The organism is Confluentibacter flavum, from assembly GCF_002843175.1.
GTDB lineage: Bacteria > Bacteroidota > Bacteroidia > Flavobacteriales > Flavobacteriaceae > Confluentibacter > Confluentibacter flavum.
The window spans coordinates 184,696-201,588 of sequence record NZ_PJEO01000056.1 but is presented as its reverse complement, the minus strand read 5'-3'; the positions used below and the strand labels follow the sequence as shown (position 1 = coordinate 201,588).

Annotated in this window: 14 protein-coding genes; 11 read left to right on the top strand and 3 right to left on the bottom strand. The window is 34.3% G+C overall.

Annotated elements, in window-relative coordinates; all coding sequences use genetic code 11:
- The first annotated feature begins 7 nt into the window (after positions 1–7).
- Positions 8–1,531, top strand: coding sequence for a NupC/NupG family nucleoside CNT transporter (locus CSW08_RS17175; protein WP_238987306.1), 1,524 nt, complete (start codon positions 8–10; stop codon positions 1,529–1,531).
- A gap of 160 nt (positions 1,532–1,691) precedes the next feature.
- Positions 1,692–2,516: a thymidylate synthase gene (locus CSW08_RS17170; RefSeq protein WP_106661145.1), complete on the top strand. Its 825-nt coding sequence runs from the start codon at positions 1,692–1,694 to the stop codon at positions 2,514–2,516.
- Positions 2,517–2,567: 51 nt separating this feature from the next.
- Here the strand turns inward: CSW08_RS17170 and CSW08_RS17165 are convergent, their stop codons facing one another.
- Positions 2,568–2,858, bottom strand: a complete 291-nt coding sequence (locus CSW08_RS17165) for an isoamylase early set domain-containing protein (protein ID WP_106661144.1) — start codon at positions 2,856–2,858, stop codon at positions 2,568–2,570.
- Positions 2,859–3,146: 288 nt separating this feature from the next.
- On the opposite strand from CSW08_RS17165, the gene CSW08_RS17160 reads away from it, so the two are divergent.
- The 6 genes from CSW08_RS17160 (at position 3,147) to lspA (ending at position 8,430) form a co-directional block, all read left to right on the top strand.
- Positions 3,147–4,031, top strand: a complete 885-nt coding sequence (locus CSW08_RS17160; RefSeq protein WP_106661143.1) for a dihydrofolate reductase — start codon at positions 3,147–3,149, stop codon at positions 4,029–4,031.
- Positions 4,032–4,098: 67 nt separating this feature from the next.
- Positions 4,099–4,662, top strand: coding sequence for a DUF4256 domain-containing protein (locus CSW08_RS17155; RefSeq protein WP_106661142.1), 564 nt, complete (start codon positions 4,099–4,101; stop codon positions 4,660–4,662).
- Positions 4,663–4,860: 198 nt separating this feature from the next.
- Positions 4,861–6,417 carry an NAD(P)/FAD-dependent oxidoreductase gene (locus tag CSW08_RS17150; RefSeq protein ID WP_106661141.1) on the top strand — a complete coding sequence of 519 codons (1,557 nt, stop codon included), beginning with the start codon at positions 4,861–4,863 and terminating at the stop codon, positions 6,415–6,417.
- A gap of 10 nt (positions 6,418–6,427) precedes the next feature.
- A complete protein-coding gene (locus tag CSW08_RS17145; protein ID WP_106661140.1) occupies positions 6,428–6,988 on the top strand; it encodes a sugar O-acetyltransferase in 561 nt (186 codons plus the stop codon).
- A gap of 31 nt (positions 6,989–7,019) precedes the next feature.
- The gene (gene fabD / locus CSW08_RS17140; RefSeq protein WP_106661139.1) at positions 7,020–7,904 is read left to right on the top strand and encodes an ACP S-malonyltransferase; all 885 of its coding nucleotides are present in this window, start codon (positions 7,020–7,022) and stop codon (positions 7,902–7,904) included.
- Between the two features lie 13 nt (positions 7,905–7,917).
- Positions 7,918–8,430, top strand: coding sequence for a signal peptidase II (lspA, locus tag CSW08_RS17135; protein ID WP_106661138.1), 513 nt, complete (start codon positions 7,918–7,920; stop codon positions 8,428–8,430).
- A gap of 48 nt (positions 8,431–8,478) precedes the next feature.
- On the opposite strand, the gene galE is transcribed toward lspA, so the two are convergent.
- Entirely contained in the window at positions 8,479–9,501 is a 1,023-nt protein-coding gene (gene galE / locus CSW08_RS17130; RefSeq protein WP_106661137.1) for a UDP-glucose 4-epimerase GalE, read from the bottom strand.
- The gene (locus CSW08_RS17125; protein ID WP_106661136.1) at positions 9,494–10,648 is read right to left on the bottom strand and encodes a DegT/DnrJ/EryC1/StrS family aminotransferase; all 1,155 of its coding nucleotides are present in this window, start codon (positions 10,646–10,648) and stop codon (positions 9,494–9,496) included. Before CSW08_RS17125 ends, galE begins: the two co-directional genes overlap by 8 nt.
- Positions 10,649–10,791: 143 nt before the next feature.
- Here CSW08_RS17125 and CSW08_RS17120 point away from each other — a divergent pair, with 143 nt between their 5' ends.
- The 3 genes from CSW08_RS17120 (at position 10,792) to CSW08_RS17110 (ending at position 16,863) form a co-directional block, all read left to right on the top strand.
- Complete coding sequence (locus CSW08_RS17120) at positions 10,792–12,027, top strand: 3-deoxy-D-manno-octulosonic acid transferase (RefSeq protein WP_106661135.1); 1,236 nt, start codon at positions 10,792–10,794, stop codon at positions 12,025–12,027.
- Between the two features lie 303 nt (positions 12,028–12,330).
- The gene (locus CSW08_RS17115; RefSeq protein WP_106661134.1) at positions 12,331–15,348 is read left to right on the top strand and encodes a SusC/RagA family TonB-linked outer membrane protein; all 3,018 of its coding nucleotides are present in this window, start codon (positions 12,331–12,333) and stop codon (positions 15,346–15,348) included.
- A 15-nt stretch (positions 15,349–15,363) separates the two neighbouring features.
- Positions 15,364–16,863 carry a RagB/SusD family nutrient uptake outer membrane protein gene (locus tag CSW08_RS17110; protein ID WP_203226916.1) on the top strand — a complete coding sequence of 500 codons (1,500 nt, stop codon included), beginning with the start codon at positions 15,364–15,366 and terminating at the stop codon, positions 16,861–16,863.
- Positions 16,864–16,893: the final 30 nt, after the last annotated feature.

Sequence of the window (16,893 nt, the reverse complement as noted above, 5' to 3'; positions counted from 1 at the left end):
AAAATATATGAAGCATATTTTTTTGTCTGTTTTTGTTATTTTGTTTAGCGTATCAACACTATTAGCAAAAGAACCAGACATAAAAGATATTCAAGGTATTGAGCAAGTACAAGACAAATCACAATTAACATTAATCAGCTCAGATTCTACTAATTCAGCCTTACTTCAAAACAAAAATTTACAAAACACTTCACAATCTTTAGAAACAAATACCATCATACCAAGCCAAGGTTTTTCACTTGATAGTTTATGGCGTGGTATTTTAGGGATGGTTTCACTAATATTTATAGCTTTTTTATTTAGTAAAAATAGAAAGGCCATAGATTGGAAGATTGTGGGTTTAGGACTGGCGTTTCAATTGCTTATAGCCATTGGGGTTTTAAAGGTGGAATTTGTTAAAACCATATTCGAGTTTGTTGGCGGTCTATTTGTAAGTGTGTTAGAATTTACAAAAGCAGGAAGCCAGTTTTTATTTGAAGGTTTGGTAGTAGATCAGGAAAAGTTCGGGTACATTTTTGCATTTCAAGTATTGCCAACCATCATATTCTTTTCGGCATTAACATCGGTTCTTTTTTACTTGGGCATCATACAAAAACTAGTAAAAGGGATGGCGTGGTTGCTATCAAAATTTTTAAAAGTTTCAGGAGCTGAAAGTTTAAGTGTTGCAGGAAATATTTTTTTAGGTCAAACCGAAGCACCTTTATTAATTAAGGCGTATTTGGAAAAAATGAATAAGTCTGAAATGCTTTTGGTTATGATTGGTGGTATGGCAACAGTTGCAGGTGCCGTATTAGCTGCATACATAGGTTTTTTAGGAGGAGAAGATCCCGCATTAAGATTGTTTTATGCAAAACATCTTTTAGCAGCTTCGGTTATGGCCGCTCCAGGAGCCATTGTTATTTCGAAAATATTATATCCACAAACAGAAGAGGTTAATAACGATGTGAGTGTTTCGCAAGAAGTTATTGGGACTAATTTTTTGGATGCTATAGCCAACGGAACTACAGAAGGTTTAAAATTGGCAGTGAATGTTGGAGGTATGCTTTTGGTTTTTGTAGCTTTTATAGCTATGATTAACGGCATATTAGGTTGGATGGGTGATGTTACCACTATTAACAATTGGGTTTTAAGGAACACAGCATTTCAAAGCTTTTCAATTGAGCTTATTTTGGGTTATATTTTTGCGCCACTTATGTGGATTATTGGTGTTGCTAAGGAAGATATGGCGCTAATGGGTCAACTTTTAGGTATCAAACTAGCCGCTAGCGAATTTGTTGGATATATTCAATTAGCAGAACTTAAAAATGTAGCTAGTGTGACCCATTTAAAATATGAAAAATCTATCATTATTGCAACCTATATGCTATGCGGTTTCGCCAATTTTGCATCCATAGGCATCCAAATAGGAGGTATTGGTTCGCTGGCACCAGGACAACGAAAAACCTTATCAGAGTTTGGCATGAGAGCCTTACTTGGTGGTACCATTGCTTCTTTAATTTCTGCAACTATTGCAGGAATGATTATAGGGTAAACAGGTTTCATAAAAGAAGAAATTCTATATCTTCTAGTTAATAACTTTGTAATAATATTTCAAAATCTAATTCTTAGAGTTTATCAGTTTTCATATTTTTAATAACTTAAATAAAGTTTAATTTAAACAGTTTCTTCCCTTTGGGAAGACGGAAGATGGGATGAAGCAATATCACGACTTAGTAAAGTATGTTTTAGAAAATGGAAATGAAAAAGGAGACCGAACTGGCACTGGTACAAAAAGTGTGTTCGGTTACCAAATGCGATTTGATTTAAGCGAAGGATTCCCCATGGTAACTACCAAAAAACTGCATTTAAAATCTATTGTTTATGAATTACTTTGGTTTTTAAAAGGAGATACCAATATAAATTATTTAACAGAAAATGGGGTTCGAATTTGGAATGAATGGGCTGATGAAAATGGTGATTTGGGGCCTGTGTATGGTCATCAATGGCGCAACTGGAACAGTGATGAGATTGACCAGATTAAAGAAGTTGTAGAAACCTTAAAAAAGAATCCAAATAGCAGACGTATGTTGGTATCTGCATGGAATCCTTCGGTATTGCCAGACACTTCTAAATCATTCAACGAAAATGTGGCTGACGGTAAAGCAGCATTACCACCTTGTCATGCGTTTTTTCAGTTTTATGTTGCCGATGGAAAATTGTCTTGTCAGCTGTATCAACGTAGTGCCGATATATTTTTAGGTGTGCCTTTTAATATAGCATCTTATGCATTGTTTACTATGATGATGGCTCAAGTTTGCGGCTACCAAGTAGGCGAATTTATCCACACATTTGGTGATGCCCATATTTACAGCAATCATTATGAGCAATTGGAATTACAACTTTCTAGAGAGTTAAGACAGTTGCCAAAAATGATATTAAACCCAGAGGTTAAAGATATTTTCGATTTTAAATTTGAAGATTTTACTTTGGTAGATTATAATCCGCATCCACATATAAAAGGTATTGTTGCTGTATAAAAAAAGTGCTTTCATTTGAAAGCACTTTTTTGTTTAATTTTTTGGATTTAACTAAACATTTACAACGCTATTAGTAGCAGCGGCAAAATCATTCCATACATAATTATCGGCAGCATCATCATTTACATAAGTGCCATCAACTATGTATTTAAATTCGTAAGAACTATCGATATCTAAATCAACAGTCCCTTTAAATGTTCCATCTTTTAATTTTTTTAAAGGCGTCGCTTTCCATTTGTTAAAACTTCCAGCAATTCCAACTTTTTTAGCATCTTCAGCAAGTATTGAAAAAGTTACTTTACAAATAGGTTTGCTTTTAAGATATTGTTTTGTAATAGCCATAATTATAATGTGTTGTGTTGTTTGTTGTTGCAAATTTAGTAAACAATTTTCTAAGCTTTAAATATTAACCTGCTTCACTATAAAGAATTATCAATTTATTAATATGAGTTCTATTTAATCTTAAGTAAATAATAAATTATTGATTAAATTGTCGAATTATCAGTGATATTAAAATTTGTTTTTCTCTGATTTTAAATATTTTAACAGTATCTTATTATTAAGATAACATTGCCTTGATTGGTGGTTTTTAATTAAAAACATTAATTTTACATTTATAATTATTTCAATATGTTTGGAAAACGTAACACAACACCACAAATAGAGAAAGAGCAATTAGAACTGCTAAAAAATGCACAAAAGCGGATAAAGCAAAAGAAAAGATTATACATTCATTTTGTAATTTTTTTAATTGGTGCGGTTTTCTTAATCATAGCCAACACACTTTTAGGAATAGGGGAAGGCATCACTTTTTTTGGTAAAGAATGGTTTGTTTATGCTATTTTAATTTGGTTCTTTTTGTTTATTTATCATATTTTCAATGTGTTTATTACCCATAAATTTATGGGGAAATCTTGGGAAGAAGAGCAGTTACAAAAATTAGTTTCTAAACAAAAAGAGCGTATTGGACAATTAGAACAAAAAGTGGAACAGGAAATTGCTCATAAAAATTCAGAAAAAAAAAAGTCTGAACTAACCCTCATTGTTGCTGCTGCCGAGAATAATGCCATTGGGAAAGACAATAAACTTATTTGGTATTTAAGTGACGATTTAAAACGATTTAAAACGCTTACTAATGGGCATCATATTATTATGGGTCGAAAAACCTTTGAGAGTTTTCCAAAACCATTGCCAAACAGAACACACGTTGTTATTACCAGACAAGACAATTATCATGTCCCAGATGGGGTAATTGTGGTCAATTCTTTAGAAGATGCTTTAGATGCTTCTAAAAACGATTCACAACCATTTGTAATTGGCGGTGGGGATATTTATAAACAAGCAATGACTATTGCCGATAAAATTGAAATTACTAAAGTGCATGAAACCTTTGAAGCCGATACGTTTTTCCCTGAAATAGATACAACTGTTTGGAAAGAAATAGTCAATACTTTTCACCAAAAGGACGAAAACAATGAGTATGATTGTTCGTTTATTACCTATGTCAGATACTAAAAATTCTTGATTTTATAAAATAATTCAACTAATTTAGTTTAACAAACCTTAATTATATACTATAACATTGGGAACTAAAAAAGAGTTATTGCCAAAACAAGCCGATGAACTTGTAAACGTATTAAAAGCACGTTTTGAAAAAAACAAGAATCGACATAGTGATATTGATTGGACTAAAGTTCAAGCAAAGCTAGAGGCTAATCCTGAGAAACTTTGGTCGCTTCACAACATGGAAAAAACCGCTGGAGAACCTGATGTAATTGATTTTGACGCCAAAATGGGGGAGTATGTTTTTTATGATTGTTCATTAGAAAGCCCTAAAGGTCGTAGAAGCTTGTGTTACGACCGTGAAGCACTAGAGGCGAGAAAAGAATACAAACCAGCAGATAGCGTTATAGATATGGCAACCGCTATTGGGATTGAACTTTTAAACGAAGAACACTACAGAGCCTTACAAAAACTTGGAAATTTTGATACTAAAACATCCAGTTGGCTAAAAACACCAGATGACATAAGAAAGCTAGGTGGTGCTGTTTTTGGAGATTACCGTTACGGGACTGTTTTTATATATCACAATAGTGCGGAATCTTACTATGCCGCTAGAGGATTTCGGGGATTGTTAAAGGTTTGATTTTTGCAATACTATTTTTAAACTGTAAAAATTTATTGACTTTAATGGCTGGTCTAATTAGTGGTAAATTTCAAGATTATTCTTTAGGTTTTGTCCATTTCTGAATAAAAATTAGAGCGAGGCCATATTTTATTTAAATCAAATAAATCTTAAAATTCTTTTTTAAGCACATATCCCAAATTTCAGTAATTTTGCGGTATGATAGAAGAACTTCAGCTTCGTATAACACTTAAAGAAGAAGAACGCAGCGATATTTTAGTAATAAAATCGGCTCAAGCCTTAAATATCGACAAAGAAGATATTACGGGCGTAAAAGTGCTTCGTAAATCTATTGATGCCCGCAAACCTAAAATCATCTTCAACTATAAAGTTGCTGTATATATTAGAGAAATGTTGCCTAAAACATCTGATTATAAATTCGATTATAAAGATGTTCCAAAAGCAAAGCCCATTCACATCATTGGTTTTGGCCCGGCTGGGATGTATGCCGCGTTGCGTTGTATTGAACTAGGTTTTAAGCCTATTGTTTTAGAACGTGGTAAAAATGTACAAGACCGTCGTCGTGATTTAAGGGCCATCAATCAAGACCATTTTGTCGACGAAGATTCTAATTATTGCTTTGGTGAAGGAGGCGCGGGTACGTATAGTGATGGAAAATTATACACCCGAAGTTTAAAGCGTGGTGATGTACGTAGAATTTTTGAAAATCTAGTATTTCATGGGGCTACCGACCAAATTTTAGTCGATGCACATCCGCATATTGGTACCAACAAACTCCCAAAAGTGGTACAGAATATTCGGGAAACTATTTTGAAACATGGTGGCGAGATTCATTTTGAAACCCGTGTTACCGATTTCATTATAAAAAATAATACACTACAAGCCATTCAATTGCTAAATGGCGAAGAAATGCCTGTTAATCGAGTTATTTTGGCAACAGGACATTCGGCTAGGGATATCTTTTATTTACTTCATAAAAAAGAAATTGCTTTAGAAGCGAAGTCATTTGCCATGGGTGTTCGGGTGGAGCATCCGCAGCATATCATTGATGCCATTCAATACCATTGTGAAGGTCATCGTCATGAACTTTTGCCTCCGGCTTCTTACAGTTTGGTACAACAAGTAAATGATCGCGGCGTGTATTCTTTTTGTATGTGTCCGGGCGGATTTATCGTGCCAGCAGCAACAGCTAATGGCGAAGTGGTAGTTAATGGCATGTCCCCTTCAAAACGAAATAATTTGTTTGCCAATTCGGGTATTGTGGTTGAAATTGATGTGAATAGGGATTTACCTAAGTATGAACATTTTGGAGCATTAAAGGGGTTGGAATATCAAAAAAGCTTAGAGCGAATGGCATTTACAGCAGGCGGTAGAAGTCAAGTAGCTCCAGCACAACGCTTAACCGATTTTGTAGAAGGTAAATTATCTATGGATTTGAATCCATCCTCTTACCAACCAGGATTAAACTCGGCACCTTTACACTCCTTATTGCCAAAATTAATAGGAAGCAGTTTGCGAAAAGGTTTTCAGGCTTTCGGACAAAAAATGAAAGGATATTATACTGCTGAAGCCAATATAGTTGGTGTAGAATCTAGAACATCATCACCAGTTTGTATTCCAAGAAACGAGCGTTTGGAACACCCTCAAATTCAAGGCTTATTTCCTTGTGGTGAAGGAGGCGGTTATGCAGGAGGTATAGTGTCGGCGGCTATAGATGGTGAACGTTGTGCGGAAGCAGCCATTGCGGGCTTGTAAATTTAATATTATGACAGAAAAACAGAAAATGCTAGCAGGGGAGATGTATAATCCGTCAGACCCAGAACTAGCAAAAGAGCGCCATCGTGTAAGGTTATTGTTTTATAAATTCAATAGTTTGAGTGAGGAATACATGGAGGAGCGTACTAAGGTTTTATATGATATTTTTAAATGTGCAGGAGAAAACTTATTTGTAGAACCACCATTTCATTGCGATTATGGAAGTAATATTAAAGTTGGTAACAATGTATTTATAAATTTTAATTGCTGCATTTTAGATGTGGCACTGGTAACCATTGGCGATAATTGCATGTTCGCACCAAACGTACAAATTTATACGGCAACCCATCCTTTAGAGCATACATTAAGAAATAGTGGGAAAGAATATGCAAAACCAATAACCATAGGCAATAATGTATGGATTGGAGGTGGCGCTATCATTTGTCCGGGTGTAACTTTAGGTGATAACACGGTGGTTGGAGCGGGAGCAGTTGTGACTAAAAGTTTTTCTAATGATGTTGTTATTGGAGGAAATCCTGCAAAAGTAATTAAGACTATAAATAATAATTAATTCCTATTTTTGCACTACTAAAAATAAATACATGAACGCATATATATTTCCAGGGCAAGGCGCACAATTTTCAGGAATGGGTTTAGACCTTTATAAAAACTCACCTTTAGCACAAAAATTATTCGAACAAGCAAACGACATACTTGGTTTTAATATTACAGACATTATGTTTGAAGGTTCTGCCGAAGACCTAAAAGAAACCAAAGTAACGCAACCAGCCATATTTTTACATTCGGTTATTTTAGCAAAAACATTAGGAGATAGTTTTAAACCAGATATGGTCGCTGGACATTCACTTGGCGAGTTTTCAGCCTTGGTTGCCAATGGTACCTTAAATTTTGAAGATGGATTGAAGTTGGTTTCCCAACGTGCCTTGGCTATGCAAAAAGCTTGCGACATGCAACCAAGTACGATGGCTGCGGTTTTAGGATTAGAAGATAGTCTTGTTGAAAAAATATGTGCTTCAACTGAAGGTGTGGTTGTGGCAGCTAACTATAATTGTCCTGGGCAATTGGTGATTTCTGGTGACATTGATGCAGTGAACAAAGCTTGCGAAGCGTTAAAAACAGCTGGTGCTAAACGCGCTTTGGTATTGCCAGTGGGCGGGGCTTTTCACTCACCTTTAATGGAACCGGCAAGAGAAGAATTGGCAGCAGCTATTGAAAATACTGTATTTAGTAAACCCATATGTCCAATTTATCAAAATGTAACAGCTCAAGCTGTCCTTAATGAAAACGACATCAAAGCAAATTTAATATCGCAATTAACAGCGCCTGTACGTTGGTCACAATCTGTGCAACAAATGATTTACGATGGAGCTACTTTATTTACTGAAGTTGGCCCCGGAAACGTTTTGCAGGGCTTGGTAAAGAAGATTTATAGAGATGCAGAAACTACTTCAGCAACGTTGTCTTAATACATACAGATAGATGAAATTATCTAAACGTTCTATCTACATTATAGTGATAATTGTGTTGACTATTGCCATCGATCAAATATCAAAATCACTTGTAAGAGCTTCTATAGCACCGCAAACAGAGATACAGCGTGGTGAACGCATTTCGTTAGTTGGAGATGCTTTCATTATGATGAATGTTGAAAATACAGGTGCATTTTTAGGCATGGGAAGTGATTTAAACCCCATGCTCAGACTCATCTTTTTGCTTATTTTACCAATTCTTGTGTTAGTATTTGTTTTACGCTACATTATAAAAGACAAATCGTTAGACAATCTCTCGCTTTTTGCTTTTTCAAGTATCGTAGGTGGTGGGATAGCCAATGTTTTTGACCGTATCGTTTATGGCTCTGTAACCGATTTTTTCTTTATAGATTTAGGAGGCGTTTTCAAAACAGGCATTTTTAATATGGCAGATTTATCAGTAACTACGGGTATGATTATACTTGTTTTGGTAAGTTTTAAAAAGAAAAAAGTTACTGAATAAAAAAATGCTGCTAAGTTATTAGCAACATTTTTTTGTTTTAAATTGTAGTTATTTTCCTCTAACTACTTGTTCCCATTTCCATGCAGAACGCATAGCGTCATCTAAAGTTAATTGTGATTTCCAGCCTAATTCATCATTGGCTTTTTTTGTGTCAGCATAAGCTGAAATTACATCACCTTCTCGTCTGTCAACAATTTTATAATTTAGTTTCTTGCCAGAAACTTTCTCAAATGAATTAATGACTTCCAATACAGAACTTCCTTTTCCTGTTCCCAAATTGAAAATTTCATAATTGGATTTATTATGGTTTTCTAAAAGACGTTTTAATGCAATTACGTGTGCTTTGGCTACATCAATTACATGAATATAATCACGGATACAAGTACCATCCGGTGTGGGGTAATCATCTCCAAAAACAGACAATTGTTCACGGATTCCCATAGCAGTTTGCGTAATAAATGGCACTAAATTTTGAGGTACACCAATGGGTAATTCGCCAATTTTAGCGGATTCATGAGCTCCAATTGGATTGAAGTAACGTAGCGCAATGGCTTTGATGTTTGGTGTTACTTTGCAAGTATCTCTAATGATTTCTTCACCTACTTGCTTGGTATTTCCATATGGGGATTCTGCTGATTTTATGGGAGCTTTTTCGGTGATTGGTAATTCATCTGCTTGTCCATAAACCGTGCAAGAAGAACTAAATATAAAGTTTGCGGAAGACAGATTTTTTAATTCTTTAAGAATATAAACCAAAGTAACTAAATTGTTTTCATAATATAATAAAGGTTCCTGTACACTTTCGCCAACCGCTTTACTGGCAGCAAAATGGATAACACCTTTTATATCGTTGTGTTTTTCGAAAAAAGTTTCAACACCTTCTTTGTTTTTTAAATCTAATTTTTCAAAAAGAGGCGTTTTGCCGGTTATAGATGTAATGCCATCTAATACGTTTATTGAAGAATTAGATAAATTATCAATAATAACGACTTCATAGCCTTCATTTTGCAACTCTACAACGGTATGAGATCCTATAAAGCCCAATCCGCCTGTGACTAATATTTTATCCATATATAAAATTTAAAATTGTTGAGGTTATGTATTCAATCTGTTCATCATCTAATTCGGTATGCATGGGCAATGAAATAACTTCTTTAACTAATTGATTTGTAACGGGAAAATCTGTTTCATTATATCTAGAATCAGTATAGGCTTTTTGATTGTGAAGGGGAATGGGATAATAAACACCACAAGGAATGGATTTTTCGTTTAAATGCTTTACTAAAGCATCTCTATCAACGCCCTTTAATTGTAGGGTATATTGATGAAACACATGGCAATCACAAGTATCACAAATCTCCCCACAGCTGTATGTTACTTTTGGTGTAACAATGGCATCAATATCTTTAAAAGCTCTATTATATTTTTTTGCGGCGTTTTGTCTGGCTTTATTATAATCATTCAAATATGGTAATTTGACATTTAAAACGGCAGCTTGAATACTATCCAAACGGGAATTAACCCCAACCACATCATGATGATAACGTTCATACATACCATGATTTACAATGCCTCTAAGCGTATGAGCTAAATTGTCATCATTTGTGAAAATAGCACCACCATCTCCATAACATCCTAGATTTTTTGAAGGGAAAAATGAGGTTGCGCCAACATGACCAATGGTTCCTGCTTTTACTTTTTTACCATTTTTATAAGTATAATTCGCACCAATAGCTTGAGCGTTGTCTTCTATAACATATAAATTATGAGCTTTTGCAATTTCCATAATGGCTTCCATATTAGCACATTGCCCGAATAAATGCACGGGCACAATAGCCTTGGTTTTTGGAGTTATGGCTTTTTTAATGGCCTCGATATTGATGTTAAAATCATCTTCATTAACATCAACCAAAACGGGTGTTAATTGTAATAAAGCGATAACTTCAACAGTTGCGGCAAAGGTAAAATCGGCAGTAATAACTTCATCGCCAGGTTTTAATCCTAAGCCCATCATGGCAATTTGCAAGGCATCCGTTCCATTGGCACATGGAATAACATGCTTAACATTTAAATACTGTTCTAAATTTTTTTGAAATTCATGAACTTTTGGACCGTTAATAAATGCGGTGGTTTCAATTACCTCTTGGATGGAAAGATTTACAACATCTTTAATTTGGGCGTATTGACTTTTAAGGTCAACCATTTGAATTTTCTTCATCTAAAAAAATTACAGACCATTTAGGTATGGTCAATTTTAATCACTCCTAAATTTGATTTAGAGACACACAAAATTACAAAATTCATTGACGTAATTGGTTAATTTATTTTAAAGAAATGTAATTTAGCATCAAAGAAAAAAAATTGGGTTTTATCTATAATATTGGTATTCATCTTGTGCATTTTGGTTTAAAATGTGCATCGACTTTTAACGAAAAAATAAAGAAAGGCGTAGTTGGACGTCAAAATGTTTTTGCCATTCTTAGAGAAAATATAAAAGCCAATGATAAGACGATTTGGTTTCACTGTGCCTCTTTAGGGGAATATGAACAAGGGCTTCCTGTTTTTAAAGTGATGAGAGAACATTATAAAAGGCATAAAATTGTACTCAGTTTTTTTTCGCCTTCAGGTTATGAAATAAGGAAAAATTCACCTATTGCCGATGTTGTCATTTATTTGCCATTGGATACAAAAAATAATGCCAAGCATTTTTTAGATATTGTTAAACCAGAACTTACGGTTTTTGTTAAATATGATATTTGGCCAAATTTTTTAAATGAACTAAAGAAACGGAAATTAAGAACGATACTTATTTCGGCAAACTTCAGGGAAAATCACTCCTTTTTTAAATTTTACGGAAAACCACGGCGCCAAGCATTATTTGCTTTTGAACATATTTTTACTCAAAATGAAAGCTCTAAAAAATTACTCCAATCCATACACTATAATAATATAACGGTTTCTGGAGACACGCGTTTTGATAGGGTTTCAAGTCAGTTAGAACAAGATAACCATTTAGATTTTATAGAAATTTTTAAGCAAGATAAATTGTGCATTGTTGCAGGAAGTACTTGGCCAGAAGACGAAGCACTTCTTACTGAATTTATAAATCACCAAGCCCCGAAAGATGTAAAGTGTATTATTGCGCCTCATAATATGAAAGCACATCAAATAAGAAATATCAAAGAAAGCCTAACGGTTGATGTTGTTTTATTTTCGGAAATGAGTGATGAAGGACTTAAATCAGCAAAAGTGTTGATAGTTGACACCATTGGGATTCTTTCAAAAATTTATAGTTATGCTGATATAGCTTTTGTTGGTGGGGCAGTGGGCACAACAGGGTTGCATAATATCTTAGAACCAGCCGTTTTTGGCGTACCTATTATTATAGGTAACAATTACTCAAAATTCCCTGAAGCCAAAGAGATGATTGATACTGCAGGTGTTTTTTCAATTTCAAACCAAAATCAATTAAATTTAGTTTTAACCGAATTAATTGAAAATCCAATAAAACGTTCCCTTTCAGGAAATAAAAATTCAGACTTCATTAAAATAAATAAAGGCGCATTGAATAAAATACTCGAGTATTTGGATTTGTAGTTTTTTAAGACTTAAAAAGAACTATTAGAATAAAAAAATAACAAAAAATCCTTTAAAAGATTCGCCTTAAATCAAACTCCTCAAGAGATATATATTCGCATTCATGTTGTTAACTAATGTAAAATTTAACAAAACATTGGTAGGAAAAAAAATTAAAAAATTAACGCAATCGGTTGTTTCGTTTGAAAAAATTTCTATATTTGACAAAATAAAACATGTTCGGGTTAAAATAGAACACATTTTATAAAACAACAATATGAATCTAATTAATTATCAAAACTAAATTAAACTAAACTAAATTTTATGACAAAATTTTTATTTTTTAAAAAGAAAGGCATTAAGCATTTAGGATTCCTTGTGCTTTTGCTTGTGTTTTGTACAAGTATGAATGCACAAATTAGTGTTTCCGGTACTGTGTCTGACCAAAATGGGCCATTGCCAGGAGTAACTGTCGTTGTAGATGGTACTTCAAATGGAGCTGCCACCGATTTTGATGGTAAATACACATTATCAAATGTGGCTTCTAATGCAACGCTTGTAATTAGTTATGTAGGGTTTGTAACCCAAAGAGTTCCTGTAAATGGACAAACAACTATTAACGTTTCATTAGCCGAAGATTTACAAGCTCTTGATGAGGTTGTTGTTGTGGGTTATGGTTCCCAAAGTAGAGCAAGTGTAACTGGAGCTATTTCTAGTATTAAAACTGAAGAAATTGCGGCAATTCCTGTGGCAAATCCAGTCGAGGCATTACAAGGTCGTGCAGCTGGTGTTTTGGTTGTAAACACTGGGTCGCCTGGTACTGAGCCATCTGTTACTATAAGGGGTTTAGGTACTTTTGGTAATAATGCGCCATTGTATGTTATTGATGGGGTTATTGTTGGTAATCTTTCTGGTATTAGCCAAAATGATATAGAATCGATTAACGTTTTGAAAGACGCATCAACGACTGCTGTGTATGGGTCTCAAGGATCTAATGGTGTTATTATTGTTACTACCAAAAAAGGTAAAAAAGGAGTAACTCAATTCACTGCTAACATATTCACTGGGTTTCAAGTACAAAATCAAAGATATGATGTATTAAACACACCTCAGTATTTACAATTTGCTCAAGAGGCATTTGGCGTAGTGCCAACTACACCGGCATCACAATCTGGGGTTAATACTAATTGGCAAGATGAATTATATCAAAGTGGTTTAGTGCAAAACTATGATTTTGCAGTTTCTGGTGGTAGTGAAAAAAGTACTTTTAGGTTTTCTGCAGGTTATGCCGAAAAGGAAGGTATCATTATAGAAACAGGTTTTGAAAGATTCACTTTTAGAGGAAACAGCGATTTTGATTTAGGAAGAATAAAAATAGGGCAAACAATGTCTACTAACTTTAATACTACTAAGCCAGAAGTTGGAGGAGGAGGGCGCTCATTATTAGAGCATGCTATTAAAATGGCACCTTATTATAATGTATATAATCCTAATAATTTAGGTGGTTTTCAAGGGCCTAACAGTGCAGGTGATGGACAAGATGCTGAAAACCCTGTGAGAATCATGAGACATGGCGATAGATTAAATAATGGGTTTAGCCTTATTGGAAATATCTATGCTACTCTGGAAATTATTGAAGGTTTGGAATTTAAAACTCAAGTAGGTTTGGATTATTTCAGCTCAAACAATTTCACTTTTACTCCGTCATTTAATGATGATAGTCTAGGAGCAACACACAGTCAAGGTTTTGCGAATATAAATAGAAACAGATCTTCTGGGCAAACAATTATATATACTAATAGTTTAACGTATAAAAACACAGTCGCAGATGCTCATAATTTTGAATTATTGTTACTTAGTGAGAAATATGAAAATAAATTTAGTAGTATAAACGGAACCAGTAGAAATTTTATTACTAATGATGTTATGGAACTTTCAAACCAAGATTCAAATTTAGGTAGTAACTCTAACGAATACAATAGATTGGGATATTTAGCTAGGTTGAATTATAATTATGAAGACAAATACATTGCATCAGGTTCTATTAGACGTGATGCCTCATCAAGATTTGGAGCTAATAACCGTTGGGGAAGTTTCTATTCTTTTTCTTTAGGTTGGAACATAGCTAAAGAAGATTTTATGAGCGATTCAGCATTTAGCACTCTTAAATTAAGAGGTAGTCATGGTACTTCTGGTAATGACAGAATTGGAAATTATTTATATAGTGCTACACTTACTGATAATTTTCAATACCCCATTGGTGGTGTAGCCGTAGTTGGAACAACATCTGCTGGATTACCCAATCCTAATTTAAAATGGGAGCAAACAGTTCAAACAAATATTGGTTTGGATTTAGGTCTTTTTAACGAAAAAGTAACCGCAGCTCTTGAATATTATGTAAATACAAGTGACGACTTATTGCTTAGTGTACCTACACCAACTTCATTAGGTATCAATGCAGGTAATCAAACTAAAAATGTTGGTTCTGTTGAAACTAAAGGTTTTGAGTTAAGTTTAGGATATAATGATCGTGAAGGTGATTTTAAATGGTCTGCAAATTTAAATTTAGGAACAAGTACAAATACCGCTAAATCTTTAGGTGGTACTATAACCCAGTTAAATGGAGGTGGTTTTGAAGGTGAAAATATCACTAGAGTTGTTGAAGGTGAGGCTTTATTTCATTTCTATGGCTTAGTAATGGATGGTATTTATCAAACTCAAGCCGAGGTAGATGCTGTATTTACTGCTAATCCAGGTCAAACTACTGTACGACCAGGGGATATTAGATATTTAGATTTAAATGGAGATGGTACTATAACCAATGCTGATAAAACCATTATTGGAAATGCCAATCCTGATCTTTCTTTTGGTTTAAATTTAGATGCCACTTATAAAAATTGGGATTTTAATGTATTCTTTACTGGATTAGCTGGTAGAGATTTAATGAACACAAATATATACGATCTTGAGGGCATGCCAAGGTTATTTAATGCTGGAGTAGGTGTGTTAAATAGATGGACTGGTCCGGGCACTTCAAACTCAGTGCCTAGAGCTGGAGGAGCGCCTCAAAACACAGCAATATCTACACGTTATTTAGAAGATGCTTCTTTTACAAGACTTAAAAACCTTACTATAGGTTATACATTACCTAATAATATGTTTGGTAGTGAAATGTTTTCTAAATTTAGAATATATGTGAGTGGTCAAAACGTATTCACTATCACAAAGTATTCTGGTTTGGATCCTGAAATTGCGAGTGGTGCGTTATTTGAATATGGTATAGATAGAGGGGCGTATCCACAACCTAAGACGTATTTAGTTGGTCTTCAACTAACATTTTAATTAAAAAAAAAATTTATGAAAACACACAAAATTATTTTTGCATTTTTCACAATGTGCACTGCCATTGTGATAATAAGTGCTTGTAGTACTAAAGATTTGGAGTTGGTAAACCCAACTCAGTTATCTCCTGAAACTTTTTTTAGAACAGAAGCTCAGGTTCAGTCTTCAGTAAATGCAGCATATGTTAATCTTCAAACCATTGGTTTGTTTACTCGGGCCTATTTTTTCATGTTTGATTTAATGGGTGGTGATGCTGGAGGTAATCCACAATTGGAAGCTGATAAAAGACAATATTTAGAATTTAGCTTTGATGCAAACCATGGTAATATGGGAGATTATTGGGAAAGCTGTTACAGAGGTATAAATAAAGCGAATTTTGTTTTAGGTAATGCGGAATCTATAAATGCGGCGCCAATAAGCCAAGCAAAAAAAGATAAATTTTTTGGAGAAGCTAAGTTTTTAAGGGCTCTATATAACTTTCTTTTAGTTACGAGATGGGGAGATATACCTTTAATAACTGATATTCCAACTACAACTGATGGTATTGCTAAATCGCCTAAAGCAGCTGTTTATGATTTAATCATATCAGATTTGCAAAGTGCTTCAACTACATTATTGGACAAAGGGGTTGAGGCAAATGGTAGAGCTACTAAACAAGCAGCTATCGCATTATTGGGTAAAGTTTATTTATATCAAGAGAAATATGACCTTGCCTTAGCAGAGTTTAACAAATTAAATGGTCAATTTTCATTAGAACCCGATTTCTATGATAATTTTATGGATGAAACAGAGCATGGGGTAGAATCAATTTTTGAAATAGAATACGATGAAACATTAGGGGCCAATGCTCTTTGGAACAGTAGTGTTAGTGGAGCTGGAGCCAATGAGTCGACATTACGTGGGCAAGAATATGGTTTTAACGATTGGTTTAACACCTATCCTGCAAATGATTTGCTAGCTGAATACGAAACAGGTGACACACGATTTGAAGATACTTTTTATGTTGCTGGTGACTTCTTTGGAGGTACAGGAGGAAGAGCTGTTTTAGCAGCCGATCTAACTGTTCCAGGAGCCGTAAGAGCAGCTGGATGGAAGAAATATCAAAATTATTATAAAAGATTAAATGAGAATATAAACTCTAGTATCAATTTTAAATATATAAGATATGCTGATGTTTTATTGATGATGGCTGAATGTGAAAATAAAAGACCAGGAGGTAGTCAAAATGCTGCAATTGGTTACATAAATCAAGTGAGACAAAGACCAAGCGTTATGCTACCTGCTTTGCCACTTGGATTGGCTGCACCTGCAGTTTTTGATGCTATCGTTCATGAAAGAAGAGTTGAGTTGGCAGGAGAGCAGGCACGTTTTAGTGATTTAGTTAGATGGGGATTAGCTGCTACTGAATTGGCAGGCCAAGGATATCAAAGCAAACACGCGCTATGGCCTATTCCAAGAAGAGAATTAGATTCTAATGATGCTTTAACACCAGAAGATCAGAACCCTGGTTATTAATATTTTGGATATTATTAGTTAATTTATTTT

What these genes read in the sequence shown, in the direction of transcription:
- CSW08_RS17175 (WP_238987306.1), top strand. Translation starts at nt 8, where the DNA reads ATGAAGCATATTTTTTTGTCTGTTTTTGTTATTTTGTTTAGCGTATCA.
- CSW08_RS17170 (WP_106661145.1), top strand. Translation starts at nt 1,692, where the DNA reads ATGAAGCAATATCACGACTTAGTAAAGTATGTTTTAGAAAATGGAAAT.
- CSW08_RS17165 (WP_106661144.1), bottom strand. Translation starts at nt 2,858, where the DNA reads ATGGCTATTACAAAACAATATCTTAAAAGCAAACCTATTTGTAAAGTA.
- CSW08_RS17160 (WP_106661143.1), top strand. Translation starts at nt 3,147, where the DNA reads ATGTTTGGAAAACGTAACACAACACCACAAATAGAGAAAGAGCAATTA.
- CSW08_RS17150 (WP_106661141.1), top strand. Translation starts at nt 4,861, where the DNA reads ATGATAGAAGAACTTCAGCTTCGTATAACACTTAAAGAAGAAGAACGC.
- CSW08_RS17145 (WP_106661140.1), top strand. Translation starts at nt 6,428, where the DNA reads ATGACAGAAAAACAGAAAATGCTAGCAGGGGAGATGTATAATCCGTCA.
- fabD (WP_106661139.1), top strand. Translation starts at nt 7,020, where the DNA reads ATGAACGCATATATATTTCCAGGGCAAGGCGCACAATTTTCAGGAATG.
- lspA (WP_106661138.1), top strand. Translation starts at nt 7,918, where the DNA reads ATGAAATTATCTAAACGTTCTATCTACATTATAGTGATAATTGTGTTG.
- galE (WP_106661137.1), bottom strand. Translation starts at nt 9,501, where the DNA reads ATGGATAAAATATTAGTCACAGGCGGATTGGGCTTTATAGGATCTCAT.
- CSW08_RS17125 (WP_106661136.1), bottom strand. Translation starts at nt 10,648, where the DNA reads ATGAAGAAAATTCAAATGGTTGACCTTAAAAGTCAATACGCCCAAATT.
- CSW08_RS17115 (WP_106661134.1), top strand. Translation starts at nt 12,331, where the DNA reads ATGACAAAATTTTTATTTTTTAAAAAGAAAGGCATTAAGCATTTAGGA.
- CSW08_RS17110 (WP_203226916.1), top strand. Translation starts at nt 15,364, where the DNA reads ATGAAAACACACAAAATTATTTTTGCATTTTTCACAATGTGCACTGCC.